Here is a 14,972-nt window from a genome sequence, read left to right on the forward strand (position 1 = left end):
CGTCGAGGGCGAACTGGCCGATCTGGCAACCACCCGCACCACCCTGCGCACCCTCACCGCAGCCGAGTTCACCGCCGACGACCCGGCGATAACCAGCGCCCCCTACCAGCAGATCCTGCACGTCCTCGCCACCGCGCCCACCGGCATGCGAGCCAAGGGCATCTGCCTCGCACTCGGCGTCGAACCCTCACCGAAACACGTCGAAGCCACCCGCGCGAAGCTCAAGCGCATGGTCAACCGCCACGTCCTGACCGAGGACGAACCCGGAGTGTTCACCCTCACCCTAAAACGGACCTAATACTCCAGACCGCCCTCTCACAGGCCAGCACCGTGCCCGCCTGGGTACGCAGGAACTGCCGCCACGTGGCCCGCTCCCGCTGCGGGGCAGGCGGGATACGGCGCAGGCGCAGCAGCCGCTGGATCGTGGCGCGGCTGACCCGGCGCCCAGCTTGCGCAACTCGCCTTGAATCCGAACATAGCCCCAGGACGGGTTCTCGACCGCAAGCCCTCCGATCAGATCGGCGAGCTCGCCGTCCACACAAGGCCGGCCGCGGCTCGGGTAGGTCCACTTCCTGGCCTAGCCGTCGATGCCAGGTCAGTACCGTCGCAGGGGTAACCAGCCGCCAGGCCTTCAACTGCTTGGGCAGCAGCCGGATCAACGCGGCGAGGATGACACGATCAGGCCAGGACAACCGCAGCTTCGGATGCTGCCGCCGCAGAAGCGCAACCTCGTGGCGCAGAACGAGGATCTCCGCGTTTCTTCGCAGCCGCGCTTCGCGTGAGCAGCACCAGCCAGCCCAGCACCCGGCAGAAGATCAGATACAGCAGGCGAGGCGCCACGGTTCACCATTATCCCCCGACCGACTTGCCGCGTCGCCGCTGGTCAACGCCATACTGCAATATTGAGCCCCTACACGTTTTTAGAGCGGGTCAACGGCCTCCGGCGCGGTCGAGGTACCGCCGATGCAGCGCGTACCAGGCAGCGCCGATGGCGAGCACGCCGATTCCCGCCCCAACGGTGGCTGGGGGGAGGCTGGCCGCCAGCGTGAGGCAGCCGGCCAGCCCCAGTACGGCGAGCAGCCGTACCGGCAGCCGACGGCCCGGGTCACGGCCAAGGGTGAGCGCCGCGGCGTTGGTGATCGCGTAGTAGACCAGCACGGTGCAGCTGGAGAAGCCGATTGCCCCGCGGACGTCACCGACGAAGACCACGGCCGCCACCACCACGGCCACCGCCAGCTCAGCTCGGTATGGCACTTGGTGCACCCGGTGCACGGCGGCCAAGCCGACCGGCACGTCCCGTCGGCGGCCCATCGCCAGCAGGGTCCGACCCACGGCGGCGAGCAGCGAGAGCAGCACCCCGATCACCGCCACGGCTGCGCCGGCCCGGACCACCCAGGACAGGCCGGGCAGCCCGACGGCGGTCACCGCGTCGGCCAGGGGCGCGGCGGAGGCGGCCAGCCGGTCTGGGCCGAGCACCCCCAACGTGATCACCGCTAGTACCAAGTAGATCGCCAGCACCGTACCCAGCGCCAGCGGCACCGCTCGGGGGATCGTTCGCCTCGGGTCGCGTACCTCTTCGCCGAGAGTGGCTATCCGGGCATACCCGGCGAAAGCAAAGAAGAGTAGCCCTGCGGCGGTCAGCACACCGGGCGCACCGGCACCGCCGACGTCGCTGAGTACCCGGCCGCCGACCGAGCCGACGCCGCCGATCCGCTCCGCTGCGAAGCCGGTCAGGCCGACCACCGCGACCAGGGACAGGACCCCCAGCACCACCCCGACCAGCACCTTCGTGGCCCGCGCCGTCTTCCCCACACCGCGCAGGTTCACGGCGGTGACGGCCGCGATGGCGATGACGGCAACGAGTCGGGCCCGGTCCGGCCAGAGGTACGCCCCAACCGTCAGCGCCATCGCCGCGCAGCTTGCGGTCTTGCCGACCACGAAGCCCCAGCCGGCCACGAACCCGGCGAACGGGCCGAGCCGCTCCCGCCCGTAGACGTACGTGCCGCCGGACTCGGGGTAGCGGGCCGCCAGCCGGGCCGAGCTGGTCGCATTACAAAATGCTACGAACCCGGCCAGCGTAAGTGCCACCAGTAGTCCGGTCCCGCCGGCGGCCGCCGCAGCTGGAGTGAACACCACGAAGACGCCCGCGCCGAGCATCGCCCCCATCCCGATGACCACCGCATCAGTTACCCCCAGCCGCCGCGCCAACCGCTCCACGGACCAGACCCTAGGGGGCCGAGGTGAACAGCGTGAATTTTACCCAAGCTGCCTTGTGTATATTTGGTTCGTGACGAGTCGGCGAACAGCCCTGCGGCAGGTTCTCCACCGGGCAGCCGGTGCCATGACCGCCCGGCAGGTCGCAGACGAAGTGGGCTGGCCGGTCGAGACCACCCGGCTGCACTTGGAGGAGTTGGTTGGCGCGCAGCTTGCCGAGCGCGTACCCGGTGCTCCTCGCGGCCGTGGCCGCCCACCGATGACCTATCGCGCAACCGTCGGCATGGACACCGCCGGACCGACCCGGTACCGCTTGCTGGCGGGGCTCCTCGCGCGCGCATTGCGCGAGCAGCCGAATGGTCGTGCAATCGCACGTGCCGCCGGACGGGCGTGGGCATCCGAGCAGCCGACGGAGGCCATCGACGGCGCCCCACTCACCCGGGCCACAACCGCGCTCGCATCCCGCTTCGACGCCCACGAGTTCGCGCCGACCGCCACGCTCACCGGGGACCGCGCCGACATCACGTTATGGCACTGCCCCTTCCTCGACCTCATACCTGACTACGGCGACGTCATCTGTTCCCTACACGACGGCATGGTGGACGGGATCACCCGCGCCACTGCCGGGACATCGGTGGCGGCCCAACTCACCCCTTTCCCGCGACCTGACTCGTGTCAGATCACGTTGACCCGCCGCACCGGGAGGAAAGACTGATGCCCACGACGCCAATGAAAAGTCTGCACGAGCTCGGACAGGAACTCTTGACCCGCGCCCACGAAGCTTCGTCCGGGCGCGCCGCGGCCACGCTCAACGCCGATCACCGCAGCCTGAAGCAACTAGTGCTGGCACTGCGGGCTGGATCGGCGTTGAGTGAGCACGCGAACCCAGGACAGGCCACCCTGCAACTGTTGTCGGGAACAGCCACCGTGAGCACCACCGAGATGACGTGGCACGGCTCCGCGGGCGACTACCTGGTGATTCCAGATCACAAACACGACCTGCGAGCGGTCAGTGACGCGGTTGTCATGCTGACGTTCGTCAAGGATGCCAGCCGGCCTGAGCCACCCGCGGCCGCCGACCTGAGGAGCGACAAATGAGCATCGTCAAAATTAATGCGATAGACATCGTCGAGGGTCACGGTGACGAATTCGTCGAACGGTTCTCGGCACGCCCAGGCAAGATCGAACATGCGGACGGATTCGAGGGCTTTCAGGTGCTGCGTCCCACCGACGACCGCACGACCTGGTTGGTGGTCACCCAGTGGCGTGACACCGAGGCGTACGACGCCTGGTACGCCACCCGCCCGCATCGCGCCCCTGAGTCGGTGACCTACGCCAACAAGTGGGAGCTGTGGTCCTTCGACGTCCTCACCACGGCGAACCCCGCCTGAGGCCGCGCCTGCCTGGCCGGGGTCAGAGCTACCCCGGTCAGGCGGGATCAGGCGGTGGATGTGCCCGAAACTGGTCCAGAACCGGCGTCGACAACCAGTTCGCCAGCTCACGCGGTGGCGCCGCGCCGCTCCTTTCCGGGTCGTGGAGGCTTTCGGGGAACTCGTCTACTTGCGTTGTAGATCGACTGGCCCGGCGGGCGACCAATATCAACCGGCGTCGGACCCCATCCCGGCCGCCGGCGGATTACCGACCCTACGGCGAGCGGAAGCCTTATGCGATCGCCGAAACCCTCGCCGCGCTGCACGGCCCCACCAAGGGCATGGTGACGCTTCCGCGTCATCTCGACTGGTCCGGGCACGCCGAGTACGACCTGACCCGGCCCGCGCGCCTGGCCAGCATGCACAAGGTAGTGCTCACCGAAGCCAGTACCGTCGAGGATCTGCGCACCTGGCTCGACGCCGACCTCCTTCGGCGACTCGGACCGGTCGGGATCCTCGCTCACCCGGCTTGCCAGCACGGAGCCCGCCATCCCGCCCCGAGGATGACGACGTCGTAGCCGGTGGCGGCCGACGTGCCCGTCATATCCACTCCGGGCGCCGTCACCAGCGGCGGCCTCGACCCGCGGGCGGGTCCAGTTCCGCCGCCCGGGCGAGCAGCGCGCCCCGGTCGATGGAGTCGACGTTCGTCGGCGCCACGGTACAGGCGTAGGCCCCGGAGATCGCGCCGTACAGGGCGCACCGCCGCGCCGGCTCCCCTGCGAGCCAGCCGAACAGGAAACCTGCGGCGAAGGCGTCGCCCGCACCGTTGGAGTCCACCACCAGCGCCGGCGGATCGACCGCCGGAACATGGCCGAACTCACCGTCGACCAGCAGGTATGCCCCCTCGGCTCCGGCGGTGGCGACGACCGTGCGGGCCCGGCCGCGTTCGATGATGCGCCGCATCGTCTGCTCGGGGTCGGCCAGTGCGGCCGACGACACGAAGACGAGGTCGGCCGCGTAGGCGAAGTCCTCGTGGTACGGCTCGTTGCCGTCCCAGTTGTGCAGGTCCGTGGAGATGGTTACCCCCGCCGCGTGCAGCGTGGGCAGGGCGAAGGCGCACGGATAAGTGATCGACACGTGGGCGTGCCGGCTCGCCGCGGCGAGTGCGGTGACCGTCTCCACCGGGAGCCGGTCCCCCGCCTCGGATCGGCTGCTGTCGTACAGGGACAGCCGCCTTCCGTCAGGGGCGACAAGGTTGACCGCACGGCGGGTACCGGACCGCAGCGGAAAGCCGGTGAGCGGGATGCCCCGCTCGGCGTGCAGGGCGCGGACCAAGTCGCCCTCGTGGTCGTCGCCGATCAGATCGATGTGGTGGGTGCGCAGACCCAGGGCGTGGACCGCCATCGCCACGAAGTCGCCGGTCTGCCCCGCGCGGGTCGTGATCGCCGGCACCAGGTAGCTGTCGGCGAACGGAAGGGGCAGCTGCGGTGCGTAGACGATGGTGTCCACGCCGGCGCCGCCTAGGACAAGAACGTCGATCTCAGTGCTCACAGGTGCTCCTCAGGGATTTGGCGCCTGGCGGCGACGCCGTCACCAGCGGCGGGCCAGACGCCGTGACCGCGTTCACTCGGCGAAGCCCGAGCTCACGGCTCGGCCCGCGCCCGCTACTCGCCGCCGGACGCCAGCCAGGTGACGAAAAGCGGCGCGGCGGCAGCCACTAGACCACCGGAGAAGGCGACCACACTGGCGGCGGCCCCCATCCGGCGTCGCCACGTGCTCCGCTCCGAAGTCTCCCGCAGGTACGCAAGCGCCGCGACACCGAACAGAATTCCTCCGAGCATGAACGAACGTGCCGCCGTGCCCCAGCAGCAGAGCAGAGGCACCCGAGCTGAGCACGAGCAGCAGCCAGCTCGGCACCCGCCGCTTCGCCACCACCGGCACCCACTGCCGAAACACCAGGCCGAACGGACGCACGAGTGCGAGACCCAGCACGACGCCAAACAGCTCCAGCACCACTGCCGTCCACAGGGCCGCGAGGAGCATCCGGTCGCCCTGCGCGCCGGGGCAGCACGATCGATCGCAGCCGATGCGGGCATCGTGATTCGATCCCCGAGCATACGGCGGATGTCACTCATCGTGGGGTGCCCCGTCGATTCGCTCCGCTGGGCGAATCGTCTCACCGTCGGATCAGACCGCCAGACCGCCAGACCGCCAGACCGCCAGACCGTCGGCCCTCCTGGGAGAGATTCGGCCGATGACCGACACACCTGCCACCGCAACAGCCGATCACGGTGTGGTCCTCGAACAGGATGAGGCCGCTGATCTGGCCCGTCTGCTCGACCTCATCGAGGACTGGCTCCTGCACGCCGACGACGACGCCCGAGCAGACCTGGCCGGTTTCCTCGACGGCAGCGGCAACGACCACCTCGCCGCAGCCGGCCTGGCCACTCTCGTCGGACACAACGCCACGACCCTGCACCGCCGACTCCGGAAGGCCACCACCCGATGACCCGCACCACCCCGGCCCGTTCGGCGCCGGCCCTGCCCGACGACCTCGACCGGCTCCTGCGCCGGATGCGGCTGCCTTACCTGCGCGCCGCCGCACCCGATGTCATCGCCACCGCCAAGGCCCAGCGCTGGGACCCCGTCGAAGTCCTGCGCGTACTCATCCAGGAGGAGGTCATCGGCCGCGACGCCGCGACCCGCCGGCTGCGCCGCAAGACCGCGAACTTCCCCACCGGCAAAACTCTGGCCACCTGGCGACCCGACGACTCATCGATCCCGGCGGCCACCCAGCAGGCCCTGGCAACTCTGGAATGGATCGGCCGGGCGGAGAACCTTGCCGCGTCCGGCCCGTCGGGCACCGGGAAATCACACTTCGTCGAAGCTCTCGCCCACAAAGCGATCGAAGCCGACCTACGCGTCGCCTGGTTCACCCTCGAAACGTTGACCGCCACGATCAGCCGGGCCAAAGCCGACGGCTCGACCGCCCGCACCGTCGCCCGGATCTGCCGCGCTGATCTGATCGTGGTCGATGACATTGGCATGCTGCCCGCCGGGCAGGACGCCGCCGAGGCGTTCTACCGCATCGTCGACGCCGCCTACGAAAGACGCTCCATCGCCGTGACCAGCAACATCCACCCGTCCGGCTTCGACACCCTCATGCCCAAGACCCTCGCCACCGCCACGGTGGACAGACTGCTGCACCACGCCCACCTGATCACCACCCAGGGCGACTCTCACCGGCTGCAACAAGCCCTCGCCGGCAAGGGGGTGCACGCCTTGACCTGACCACCCACACGGAGATCATCTGGCCACCAGCATGGATTTCTGCTGTCCGCACACGAGGAGAACTCAAGGCCGTCAGACAGGACTTCGTCCTGACCCTTGACACTCGCTCGCCCTCATCCGACCCGTACCTCCACACCCGCCGTCTCACCTCACGCGACCGACTCCTGCTGTCCTGGCTCGCTGAGCACTACCTGCTGTCCACCCACCAGGTCACCAAGGCACTGTTCCCCTCCGGCCGCAGCGCCCGCCTGCGGCTAACCCTGCTACACCGCATCGAAGCCGTCGACCGGTTCGTCGACCAAGCTGCGGCCAACTCCACCCAGTACCTGTACGCGCTCGGACCGCTCGGCCTGCGACTCAACCGCGACGCCTACCACGACCCCGACAACCCCACCGCGAAACCGCCACGCAGCAACCGCGACCGCGCCGACCGCATCGTCGGCAGCCGCAAACTGCGCCACCTGCTCGGCGTCAACGACTTCTTCACCGACCTGCTCGCCCACGCCCGCGCCAATCCGCAGGCGCGACTGGAACGCTGGTGGTCCGAACAGCACGCCACCGACGCCTACGGAGGCGCCGGGGTCCAACCTGACGGCCACGGCATCTGGACCGTCGGCGACGCCACCGTCGGATTCTTCCTCGAGCACGACAACGGCACCGAACCCCTCGGTAGGGTGCTGGCCAAGCTACGCGTCTACGAACGGGTGACCGAGTTCGGACCCCGATACCCGGTCCTGTTCCAGGTCCCGAGCCGAGGCCGCGAGCGCAATCTCCTCGACGCACTCGCCGATACGTCCGCCGCGATGCCGATAGCTACCGCCGTGCACGACACCAACCCAGCAGGGCCCGTCTGGACCAGCGACCCCGACCGGCTACGCCACCTGCACGAACTTCCCAACGACCACGGCCCGTACGCAGCCACGAACCCCAACCGGTTCGTTCATCGTGACCCGGTAGTTATCTGTCCGGGAGGCGACCAAGGCCTACCTCTCAATTTGAGGCAAGCTCGTAGCTGATTTCCAGGCCGTCTTCGTTGTCCCACTGCTGTCCGACCTCGATGAAGCCGTACTGTGACGCCAGCTTGTAGGAGGCCAGGTTGTCGGGGCTGATGGTGACCCGAACCGTACGGACCTGCGGTTCATCGGTGGCCCGGCGTAGCAGGGCTTCCAGCGCCGCGCGGGCGTAGCCACGTCGCCGGAGTACCGGGTCAACGGCGTAACCGATCTCCACCATCCCCGCCGGGTCCGGCGGCCCGTGATAGCCGGCCCGCCCTACGGCCAGATGCCGCTGTTCGTCCCAAATTACGCCGGTGACCCATGCCGCGCTGGCCGGGTCGTCCGCGACCTGTCTGCTACGCATCTGCCACACGCCTCGCCAGTCCGGGCCGGCGAAGTAGGCCGACAGGGGAACAGGGCTGGACATGTTCGCCGCTGCCAGGTCACCCCGGGCAAGGGCGTGAAATGTCGGGCCGTTCAGATGCACGATGCGCACGGAAGCGGGCCGTAGCCGTCGCATCGCTTCCTGACCGAGACGGCGACCATCCGCACCCTGTTGATCGAGCCCTTTCATCACGACGCGAGACTCTACCTCGTCAGGTCAGGGTCCGCGCCCTTTGTCATCGCACCGGCGCACTCACGTCGGCGCGACCGAGCGTTCGCGCCGAGCTGGCTTCAACGAGCGCAGATGCGCGGCTTGGGACTTTGGGGGCGCAGTGCAATCTGGTGCGGGCACTGAATTTTGGTGGAGCGGTCGGTCCCGACCGGTGAGGATGACGTCCGTGTCTGTTCCCGCCCGTCAGGTCCGCGCCCGCTACTCGACCGACACCATCACCGTGTACCAGGCGTACTCCCCGCAGATCGCGCTGCCAGCGGTGGCAATCGGCCGCTTCGTGGCTCCCTTCAAGCGGGAACGGATGACGTGGATCAAGCCGTCGTTCCTGTGGATGATGTACCGCTGCGGCTGGGCTACGAAGTCAGGGCAAGAGCGCGCTCTGTCCATCGACATCACGCGGGACGGATTCGAGTGGGCGCTGGGGCGGGCTTGCCTGAGTTACTATGACCGAGACGTGCACCGCGACAAGGCGACCTGGTCGCGGCATCTGAAGACCAGTCCAGTCCGAGTGCAGTGGGATCCGGAACGATCGCTGGAGTTGAGGGCGCTGCCGTACCGGTCGCTGCAGGTCGGATTGTCCGGCGAGGCTGTCCACCGGTACGTCGACGACTGGGTCGTTGCCATCACCGATATCACCCCCAGGGTGCACCTGGTCCGGGATCTTCTGCGTAGCGGCGACGACCAGGCGGCAGCAGCTCAACTACCTGTCGAACATGCTTACCCGCTGCCGGCTCAGATCGCCGCCGGCCTCGATGCCAGCCCGGACGTCACCGCAGACGAAGTGCCCGAGTAGCCCGCACGGACAGTGATGGCCGCTCGGCAGCCCAGCACGCCTACTCGGCGGCAGCAGCGTGCCTGTGATCTTCGCGTGGGCTGCTTGAGGCGGCGATGAGGCAACGACGCGCGATGATGAGATCGTGTTGATCGGTGAGATGGAGCCGCTGCTGACGTCGATGCTTGACCTTGCCGGAGTACGCCCCGACGAGGTCTCCGCCGCCGACGTGCGAAGGACAGTCGAGGTCTTCCGTCGATTCGCCACCGTCCCGGTCGATGACGCCGTCTTGCCCGAGCAGGACGGCAACGGGATCCTCGCCCAGACCGGAACAGTTGACTTCGACGGCGTGCGTGAGTTCTGTGCTGATCTCACCCGGCAGCTCATCGAGGCCGACGACCAGGACGTGATCTGGCAGCTGCGCTGCACGCTCCACTGGACACCCAGCGCCGAAACCGAAGCACTCGGGTCCAGTGTCCTATGGTCCTTCGGCATGCCTCTCGACCGCTTTTTCGCCGAGGCTCTCAGCCTTCCCGGCTGGGCGTGGGCGCTGGCCGGCAGACAGACACCCTCGTCATCTCATGATCAAGCTCGATCGAGTCTGAGCGCGTCTCTGCGGGGTCGCACGTGTACCGGCCAGAGGGCCGGGCAGCGAGAAGCGGCGTGATGCTTGATAGCCAGCCGCCCGCACAGTCGGGACAGAAGCAAGTCATGCTCGTTCCTGCTCACTATCCGAGCGGCACAACGCGGAAATCGGTGACGAAGCTGGTGATCCGCCCGTCTTCGGTGCGGCCTACGTAGGTCGCGTACACGCCGTCGCCCCACCCTGAACCGACGACGTACACATTCGCCGCGGTCTGCTGCTCAACCACTGCGGTAATAACGGCTTCGATTGGGTCATCCGGAATTTGCGCCGGAATGAACACCGTGTCCAACTGCTCGTAGTCCCACCCACTCAGCGCTTCGACCGCGACCTGGTCGGCAAGCGTCCCGGTACCCACCCACGAATAGTTGCGCAGGGTCTGGTAACTAAGTCCCACCGCACGCAGCGCCATCTGGTACCTGTCGGTGAAGTGGTCCTTTCCGTAGGCGAGCCAGTCGCCGAGCCACCACGACGACGAGTCGATGATCGCCAACAACTGGTGGCCGGCACGTTCCCATTCATCGAACGGAAGATCTTTCGGAATCTGCAGGCCGACTTTCGTCGTCAACACCTTGACCCGCGTTCCGGCGACCGTTCGCTGTCCCGGCGATGAGGACAAAGCGTGATCGGAAGCTTGACGGAACTTCCCGAAAGGCTCACTCGAGTTAATCACGATCCCCCGATGCGTCGATGCGTCGATGCGTCGATGCGTCGATGCGGACGGCGGAGAGGCTGGACCACCGGCCGCCGGTACCTTGGAGCCAGCTGTCTACGTCGTGATCGCCACTCCCCCTCTCAGCGGACGTCGGGCTCCGCGAAACGCTGAAGACGCACGGCAAAGCCCATCATGTATAATGAAAAAAATCAATGTCTATGAAAGACCGTCAATCATTCATTGATAGTGCTCTTCTGGTCAGACCCCGGTCACGTGACGCGCTGTAGTGCCTTCTCACGGCGCTGCGCCACGCTGGAGCCGGACTCACGCCGTGCCATCCGGCGCAACACGATCGGAGCGAGCACGATGCCCATCACCGCCCACCCGCCGAGCACGGCGACGGTCTCGGCATGCCGCCAGGAGTCCCCCAACTCGACCGTGACCGTCTCGGCGGGCAGGAACGCCGAGCGCATGCCCAGCCCCAGCCAGTAGATGGGGAACACCTGAGCGATCCCCTGCACCCAACCGGGCAGGGACGCTATCGGATAGAAGATCCCGGAGAGCGCGATCAGCAGCAGCAGCGGCAGCGTGATCAGGCCTTGGCTTCGGACGTTGGTGAAGACGGAGCCGAGGACCGCGCCGATCGGCAGGGTCGCGACCAGGCCCAGGCCGAGCACCCACGCGAAGGTCGCCCACGTCTGGGCACTGTCCACCGCGAGGCCAGGGATGATGAGCAGTCCAGGGATCAGGAAGATCGCCAGCTGCAGGATCAGGCTTCCGGACACAAGAACGATCTTGCCGACCAGGTAGGCCAGCATCCCGTGGGGCGTCGCCTTGGCCCGCAGCAGCGTGCCGTCCTCGCGGTCGGCGGTGAGGTACTGGCTCATGGTGACCATGGCCATCGCGGCGTTCATCCCCAGGATGCTGGGCAGCACGAGGGTTCCGAGCTTGAAGCCGCTGTCACCGAAGGTCCGGTCCCGCAGGAAGAAGGCGACGGCCAGCATGAGCACCGGCCAGAAGAAGTGATTGAACAGGTCACCGCCGTTGGTGACCGACTGGCGCAACTCGATCAGGCCACGGGACCATCCGGTCCGCAGAGCGTGCATGCCGGTGTTCATGAGGCAACCTCTCGTAGTTCCCGGGCCCCGGCGAACTGTTCCCCGAACTCGGCCTGCCGCACCAGTGCCAGGTACGTGTCCTCAAGCGACGCCCGCCGGACCTCCAGATCCGAGATGCCGGAGTCGTACCGCCGGAACAGGTCGCGGACGAAGGCGGTCGACTCTGAGGTCGCCTGGCGGAGCCTCTCCCCCCGGTAGGTCCAGCTGACCTCGTCCTCGCCCGCGATCCTGCGGGCGAGCTCGTGCGACGTGCCGTCGGCGATAATCCGGCCGTTGTCCAGGATCATGATCCGGTTGGCGAGGCCGTCGGCCTCGTGCAGGTCATGGGTGGTGAGCAAGATCGTCGTCTGCTGCTCGGCGGCCAGCCGGTGCACCAGCGCATGGAACTCCCGGCGGGCCACCGGGTCGAGGCCGGCGGTCGGCTCATCGAGGAAGAGCAACTCCGGGCGGCCCACGATGCCGACCGCCACGTCCAGCCGGCGACGCTGCCCGCCGGAGAGCATCCGGACCTTCTTGTCCCGCTGCTCGGTCAGGCCGACCGCCGCGATCAGTTCGTCCGGGTTCCAGGGACGGCTGCCACGCTCGACGAGGAACGGCACATAGTATCGGCCGAGATGGGCCAGCAGCTCCCTGACCCGCCAGCGGCCGTGGTCACGCCACGACTGCAGCACGACACCCACCCTGGCCCGCCACGCCTCGTTGGCGGTCGCGGGATCGGCGCCCAGCACCCGCAGCTGCCCCGCCGAGCGCAGCCGGAAGCCCTCCATGATCTCGATCGCCGTGGTCTTGCCGGCACCGTTGGGCCCGAGCAGACAGACCACCTCGCCCTGCCGGACCTGGAAGTTTACGTCGTGCAGGACGTCGGTCGTGCCATACCGCATGCGGAGGCCGTGGACATCGACCACGACCTCGCCGAACTCCGTCATCTGGTTCCCATTCCTTCGTAGAGTGTGTGCCGGGTCGTCACACCTCCGGCGCCCGGCGGATCACGACGTCCCCGTAGTAGGTGTGCGCGGTGATCTCCGCGATCTGATCGGTGGTCTCCGGTCCCGGCACACCGTGGAGAAGGTTTCGAATGCGCCCCGTCACCGAGCGCAGGTCTAGCCGGGCGGCGGTGCCGGCCCGGATGCCGACCTCCAGGTGAGCCCAGGTGGCCATCATCGTCACCGAGCCGGAGACCACCTCACCGACGACCGTGCGCCCGTCGAGGACCTTCGCCTCCAGCACACCGACAAGACGGTCGACCGTGAGATCGCCGCGGACACCGGTGATTCGCAGCCGGCCGTCGACCGTACCGATCCGGACGTCGCCGTAGTCCTGGCCGATGTGCGCGTTGCCTGCGATGTCGCCGATCACTGTCGTCCCCGAGCCGCTGGCGATCCGGGTCCGGCCGGTGGCCCGGCCCACCGTGACGTCCCCGGAGGCGGTGACGAGCCGTAGCGGGCCGGCCTCCTCGATCTCGATGTCACCGTCCATCGTCTCGAACCGGCAGTCACTCAGCCGGCCGTCCACCCGTAGCCGCGCACTGCGGGCACTGGCCCGCAACTCGGACCCGGTGGGAACCTCGACGGTCACATCGACCGAGCCCACCCGGTGGCTCGACAGCGCGGAGCGCGACATCATCGTCAGCATCGGCAACCGGATGGACAGGGTGTTCCTGCCGAACTCGACACGGAGCCGCTTCGCGGCCGCGACGTCGACCTCGTCGCCCGGCTCGCTCGGGTGGACGCCGACCGTCACCGTGGACCGGTCGCGTACGACGACGTGGACGCTTCCCGCGAGCAACTCCGCCTTCACCAGCACCGGGCCGGTGGCCTCGTAGGTCTGCGTCTCGGACACTTCGGTCACCGCACCCAGCCAGTGACATGCCGATCGACACCGGCCGGGTACGGCTCCGCCGCACGCGCCGCGCCGCTGAGCGAGGCGGACAGGAACCGGACCAGCCAGGCGTTCACCGAGAGGCCCTCCCGGCTCGCAGCCTCCTCGATGCGCGCCTTGAGGTGCTCCGGCGGCCGGAAGTTGATGCGTGCGGTGGGGTGTTCGTCCTCCACCGTGGTGGCGACGAGCGGGGCCTCGTCGGCCCGGGCCGGCGCGACGCCGCCACCCGCCTCGGGAGGCGGGGGAATCGTGACGACGAAGGCCGGATCGATGCCCCGCAGACGGACGTCGACGAAGCCCGGCGCCATCTCTCGGGAGATCTCGTCGGCCGCTCGGGACAAGACCTCGAGCAGTGTCAACCGCAATGACGAGTCGAGCGGTGTGAGCAGACGTTCCGCGACACTCGCGGCGTCTTCGCCGAGTGACCCGGCAGCGAGGAGGAACTCTCGACGCAAGTTCTCGACATGAGGCGTGAGTTGCATAGCGCCATCGTGGTACAACGATGGCGCCATAACAACCGGATCACTGTGCCCTGAAATGCTGCCAATCGTCTCCAACGCCCGGATGCGGGCAGCCGGGACAGCCGTTGCGCCATGATGGCGCAACGGCTGTCGCGGGGTCTTCAGGCCCTGGTGTCGACCGTCAGCGCGTTGACTCCGGTGGTGTCGAAGCCCGGCATGAACGTCGGCGGATCACTCTCGACCGTGCGGAGCCGCGAAAACCGGTCGAAGAGCGCGTTCAGCGCGATCCTGCCTTCCATCCGAGCCAGCGGGGCGCCCAGACAGAAGTGGATGCCACGGCCAAAACCGAGGTGGGCGTTGCGCTGACGCCGAGCGTCGAACACGTCGGGGTCGTCGAACTGCCGCGGATCCCGGTTCGCCGCCCCGTACCAGATCATGATCATGCGATGTCCTGCCGCGTCGGGTTCTGATGCACGCGGTAGCCGTCGTGGGCGAGGGTGTCGGCGCACTCGTTTTCCAGCTCCAGGGAGCGTTGTACCACCGTGTCCTCTCGTGGTGGGATCTTCGTTCGGGGCCCAGTGGGCGAGCCGCCGGGAACGCCGGTTGGCGGCCGGCTCCAGGATGTGGGACTCGATTCGGGGATGGCTGGGTCATCCGTGGCGGCTGCTGTCGTGGTCGGGCCGTCGGCGGCAGCGGTGGAGTTGGGGGCGGGGCTGGCGGATGCAGGGCCACCAGCCCCGGTCAGTTTCCCGACGCCCCCAGCCGTCGTGCTTCAGCGACCGCCGCCTCGATAGCCTGCCGGGTAGTGCCGGTACGTTCAACGACAAGTACCACGATCTGCTTGGCTTCATTCAACGTCTGCAACAGGGGTCCTGGCTGCCCGCCGTGCAGAACGGCTCTGAGCACCATCGGTGCCGCTGGTAGCCGTCTGGTAGACGATTCGGCCGTGTCGTGGGCCC

General features: G+C 68.0%; 20 protein-coding genes and 2 pseudogenes. 9 read left to right on the plus strand and 13 right to left on the minus strand.

Annotated features, from left to right (window positions below):
• On the plus strand, positions 1-298 hold a 298-nt coding region (locus T398_RS24765; protein ID WP_496450244.1), incomplete at its 5' end, for a hypothetical protein.
• A 632-nt stretch (positions 299-930) separates the two neighbouring features.
• On the opposite strand, the gene T398_RS24770 is transcribed toward T398_RS24765, so the two are convergent.
• On the minus strand, positions 931-2,217 hold the full coding sequence (locus tag T398_RS24770) for an APC family permease (RefSeq protein ID WP_496450245.1): 1,287 nt from the start codon (positions 2,215-2,217) through the stop codon (positions 931-933).
• Positions 2,218-2,272: 55 nt separating this feature from the next.
• Between T398_RS24770 and T398_RS24775 the strand changes: the two genes are divergently transcribed.
• From T398_RS24775 to T398_RS24790, 4 genes and pseudogenes are all read left to right on the plus strand, one after another.
• Entirely contained in the window at positions 2,273-2,929 is a 657-nt protein-coding gene (locus T398_RS24775) for a helix-turn-helix domain-containing protein (protein ID WP_496450246.1), read from the plus strand.
• Between the two features lie 14 nt (positions 2,930-2,943).
• Positions 2,944-3,312, plus strand: a complete 369-nt coding sequence (locus tag T398_RS24780) for a cupin domain-containing protein (protein ID WP_496450271.1) — start codon at positions 2,944-2,946, stop codon at positions 3,310-3,312.
• Positions 3,309-3,605 (plus strand): antibiotic biosynthesis monooxygenase family protein, encoded by a 297-nt coding sequence (locus T398_RS24785; protein ID WP_496450247.1) that lies wholly within the window; start codon positions 3,309-3,311, stop codon positions 3,603-3,605. The genes T398_RS24780 and T398_RS24785 overlap by 4 nt, the downstream gene beginning before the upstream one ends.
• A 188-nt stretch (positions 3,606-3,793) precedes the next feature.
• Positions 3,794-4,090: pseudogene (locus T398_RS24790) on the plus strand (hypothetical protein); the annotation flags it as partial.
• A 115-nt stretch (positions 4,091-4,205) separates the two neighbouring features.
• Here the strand turns inward: T398_RS24790 and T398_RS24795 are convergent.
• Positions 4,206-5,135, minus strand: a complete 930-nt coding sequence (locus tag T398_RS24795; protein WP_496450248.1) for an adenosine kinase — start codon at positions 5,133-5,135, stop codon at positions 4,206-4,208.
• Between the two features lie 113 nt (positions 5,136-5,248).
• On the minus strand, positions 5,249-5,425 hold the full coding sequence (locus T398_RS24800; protein ID WP_496450249.1) for a hypothetical protein: 177 nt from the start codon (positions 5,423-5,425) through the stop codon (positions 5,249-5,251).
• A 413-nt stretch (positions 5,426-5,838) separates the two neighbouring features.
• Between T398_RS24800 and T398_RS24805 the strand changes: the two genes are divergently transcribed.
• The 3 genes from T398_RS24805 (at position 5,839) to T398_RS24815 (ending at position 7,891) form a co-directional block, all read left to right on the plus strand.
• Positions 5,839-6,093: a hypothetical protein gene (locus T398_RS24805; RefSeq protein ID WP_496450250.1), complete on the plus strand. Its 255-nt coding sequence runs from the start codon at positions 5,839-5,841 to the stop codon at positions 6,091-6,093.
• Positions 6,090-6,875 carry an IS21-like element helper ATPase IstB gene (istB, locus tag T398_RS24810; protein ID WP_496450251.1) on the plus strand — a complete coding sequence of 262 codons (786 nt, stop codon included), beginning with the start codon at positions 6,090-6,092 and terminating at the stop codon, positions 6,873-6,875. The genes T398_RS24805 and istB overlap by 4 nt, the downstream gene beginning before the upstream one ends.
• An 89-nt stretch (positions 6,876-6,964) precedes the next feature.
• The gene (locus T398_RS24815) at positions 6,965-7,891 is read left to right on the plus strand and encodes a replication-relaxation family protein (protein ID WP_496450272.1); all 927 of its coding nucleotides are present in this window, start codon (positions 6,965-6,967) and stop codon (positions 7,889-7,891) included.
• Here the strand turns inward: T398_RS24815 and T398_RS24820 are convergent.
• Positions 7,866-8,366, minus strand: coding sequence for a GNAT family N-acetyltransferase (locus tag T398_RS24820; protein WP_496450252.1), 501 nt, complete (start codon positions 8,364-8,366; stop codon positions 7,866-7,868). The two genes, T398_RS24815 and T398_RS24820, sit on opposite strands and share 26 nt — an antisense overlap.
• 277 nt (positions 8,367-8,643) lie before the next feature.
• On the opposite strand from T398_RS24820, the gene T398_RS24825 reads away from it, so the two are divergent.
• Complete coding sequence (locus T398_RS24825; RefSeq protein WP_496450253.1) at positions 8,644-9,279, plus strand: DUF4291 domain-containing protein; 636 nt, start codon at positions 8,644-8,646, stop codon at positions 9,277-9,279.
• A gap of 40 nt (positions 9,280-9,319) precedes the next feature.
• On the opposite strand, the gene T398_RS24830 is transcribed toward T398_RS24825, so the two are convergent.
• The 9 genes and pseudogenes from T398_RS24830 to T398_RS24870 all read right to left on the minus strand — a co-directional run bounded on the left by T398_RS24830 (position 9,320) and on the right by T398_RS24870 (position 14,922).
• Complete coding sequence (locus T398_RS24830) at positions 9,320-9,694, minus strand: hypothetical protein (RefSeq protein WP_496450254.1); 375 nt, start codon at positions 9,692-9,694, stop codon at positions 9,320-9,322.
• A 292-nt stretch (positions 9,695-9,986) separates the two neighbouring features.
• The gene (locus tag T398_RS24835; RefSeq protein ID WP_496450255.1) at positions 9,987-10,469 is read right to left on the minus strand and encodes a DUF4241 domain-containing protein; all 483 of its coding nucleotides are present in this window, start codon (positions 10,467-10,469) and stop codon (positions 9,987-9,989) included.
• Positions 10,470-10,825: 356 nt separating this feature from the next.
• A complete protein-coding gene (locus tag T398_RS24840; protein WP_496450256.1) occupies positions 10,826-11,674 on the minus strand; it encodes an ABC transporter permease in 849 nt (282 codons plus the stop codon).
• The gene (locus T398_RS24845; RefSeq protein WP_496450257.1) at positions 11,671-12,600 is read right to left on the minus strand and encodes an ABC transporter ATP-binding protein; all 930 of its coding nucleotides are present in this window, start codon (positions 12,598-12,600) and stop codon (positions 11,671-11,673) included. The genes T398_RS24840 and T398_RS24845 overlap by 4 nt, the downstream gene beginning before the upstream one ends.
• A gap of 37 nt (positions 12,601-12,637) precedes the next feature.
• Positions 12,638-13,522, minus strand: a complete 885-nt coding sequence (locus T398_RS24850; RefSeq protein ID WP_496450258.1) for a DUF4097 family beta strand repeat-containing protein — start codon at positions 13,520-13,522, stop codon at positions 12,638-12,640.
• Entirely contained in the window at positions 13,519-14,034 is a 516-nt protein-coding gene (locus T398_RS24855; protein ID WP_496450259.1) for a hypothetical protein, read from the minus strand. The genes T398_RS24850 and T398_RS24855 overlap by 4 nt, the downstream gene beginning before the upstream one ends.
• Before the next feature lie 140 nt (positions 14,035-14,174).
• Positions 14,175-14,456 (minus strand): cytochrome P450, encoded by a 282-nt coding sequence (locus T398_RS24860; RefSeq protein ID WP_496450260.1) that lies wholly within the window; start codon positions 14,454-14,456, stop codon positions 14,175-14,177.
• Positions 14,456-14,554: pseudogene (locus T398_RS24865) on the minus strand (CdiA C-terminal domain-containing protein); the annotation flags it as partial. The pseudogene T398_RS24865 and the gene T398_RS24860, both read right to left, overlap by 1 nt.
• 200 nt (positions 14,555-14,754) lie before the next feature.
• Entirely contained in the window at positions 14,755-14,922 is a 168-nt protein-coding gene (locus tag T398_RS24870) for a DUF6244 family protein (RefSeq protein ID WP_496450261.1), read from the minus strand.
• Positions 14,923-14,972: the final 50 nt, after the last annotated feature.

It is taken from the genome of Salinispora goodfellowii (genome assembly GCF_059570675.1).

Excerpts from the sequence above, each read along its gene's own strand:
- T398_RS24780 (WP_496450271.1), top strand. The coding sequence starts at position 2,944 with ATGAAAAGTCTGCACGAGCTCGGACAGGAACTCTTGACCCGCGCCCAC.
- T398_RS24785 (WP_496450247.1), top strand. The coding sequence starts at position 3,309 with ATGAGCATCGTCAAAATTAATGCGATAGACATCGTCGAGGGTCACGGT.
- T398_RS24800 (WP_496450249.1), bottom strand. The coding sequence starts at position 5,425 with ATGCTCGGAGGAATTCTGTTCGGTGTCGCGGCGCTTGCGTACCTGCGG.
- T398_RS24805 (WP_496450250.1), top strand. The coding sequence starts at position 5,839 with ATGACCGACACACCTGCCACCGCAACAGCCGATCACGGTGTGGTCCTC.
- istB (WP_496450251.1), top strand. The coding sequence starts at position 6,090 with ATGACCCGCACCACCCCGGCCCGTTCGGCGCCGGCCCTGCCCGACGAC.
- T398_RS24825 (WP_496450253.1), top strand. The coding sequence starts at position 8,644 with ATGACGTCCGTGTCTGTTCCCGCCCGTCAGGTCCGCGCCCGCTACTCG.
- T398_RS24840 (WP_496450256.1), bottom strand. The coding sequence starts at position 11,674 with ATGAACACCGGCATGCACGCTCTGCGGACCGGATGGTCCCGTGGCCTG.
- T398_RS24845 (WP_496450257.1), bottom strand. The coding sequence starts at position 12,600 with ATGACGGAGTTCGGCGAGGTCGTGGTCGATGTCCACGGCCTCCGCATG.
- T398_RS24855 (WP_496450259.1), bottom strand. The coding sequence starts at position 14,034 with ATGCAACTCACGCCTCATGTCGAGAACTTGCGTCGAGAGTTCCTCCTC.
- T398_RS24860 (WP_496450260.1), bottom strand. The coding sequence starts at position 14,456 with ATGATCATGATCTGGTACGGGGCGGCGAACCGGGATCCGCGGCAGTTC.
- T398_RS24870 (WP_496450261.1), bottom strand. The coding sequence starts at position 14,922 with ATGGTGCTCAGAGCCGTTCTGCACGGCGGGCAGCCAGGACCCCTGTTG.